The 1,333-nt window shown below is 42.8% G+C and carries 1 protein-coding gene; it reads left to right on the forward strand.

Translation table 11 applies throughout. From position 1 onward, the window contains the following. A partial coding sequence (locus AC1DU2_RS30830) for a cadherin-like beta sandwich domain-containing protein (RefSeq protein ID WP_477389473.1) occupies window positions 1-866 on the forward strand: 866 nt, incomplete at its 5' end. Window positions 867-1,333 lie beyond the last annotated feature (467 nt).

The raw sequence follows: 1,333 nt of genomic DNA on the forward strand, positions 1-1,333 counted from the left end.
CTGTTAATCCAACTGTGAGCAGTGTAATGTTTACGCCCACGGCGCAGCAACCGGGTGCAACCATAACGGTAAATGGCGTTGCGGTAAACAGCGGTTCCACTTCTGGTGCGATAACGCTTAACAGCGGGCCTACGATTGTAACTACCGTGGTAACAGCGCCGGATGGCGTAACCACCAAAACCTACTATGTTACAGTAAACAAAGTGGGTTCAAATAATGCCCGGTTARACGCATTGGTACTAAATCCTCATTCAGCACTGGCTTTGGTAAGCGCAACACCAACTAATGTGGAGTATACAACAGTAGTAGCTGATACGGTTGGCACAGTTACCCTAACCGCCATAACAACCGACCCCAATGCCACTTTCACCATAAATGGCACTAACGCTTCGCCGGCTACAATAACGCTGAACGTGGGCGATAACCTGGTAACAACCGTGGTTACCGCCCATGATGGCGTAACCACTAAAACCTACAACATMACCATAACCAGGCCGGCCGCCCTGGTTGGAGTTGTAAATAAACATAGCCTAAGCCTGCCTGCTGTTGTAGGGAGCCTTGCAGACAACACGCAAAATGAYGGCATAACMGTTCACCAGGGTGTTTCGCCAAATGGCGATGGCATTGCCGATGTGTTTACCATTGATGGCATTACAGCTTATCCTGATAATAAATTAACCATTGTTGACCGCAGCGGCGCACCCGTATTTGAAGCAACKGGCTATGATAATACAAGTAAGGTATTTAACGGGCGATCAAATAAAACRGGCGCTATGCAGCATGCGGGTACTTATTATTACTTGCTGGAATACCGCAATAAAGGCCAGTTGAAACGTAAAACCGGCTATTTAATCATTAAATATTAATATGAGGATAACCGGCTTTTTAAGCATTGCATTTTTTTAATAGGATTTAGTTTACTGCTCAAAGCGGGCCGGGACTTTGCAACAACATAGCATCAGTTACTAAAAACAGTATTTTGTAGCATTCAGCAATCCCGCCGGAGCCATGGCATCAATTGGCCCGAAAACTATTTCGGTTATTCGTTATTTTATCGTACATTTTTAAATTTTAAAATTACTGCCTGATTCAAAACATTTTAAGTATTTTCGACTGAATATTAACTATTCCTAAATAAGGCATACCAAACAGTTAAAACACGATGTTATTTTACGGCTGTTTTGGGGTTATATCTTTTTTTAGGAACAGGGCATATCTGACCTTAGTCACTTTATAAAAAAAATTGAATCAAGCACCAGGAACCAAAAATCAAAAAAAGTACAGGTAAAAGTTGATCAACCCAGGCCGTAGGCTGCACTTATCGGTGTAAATG

It is taken from the genome of Mucilaginibacter sp. P4_C11 (assembly GCF_056402115.1).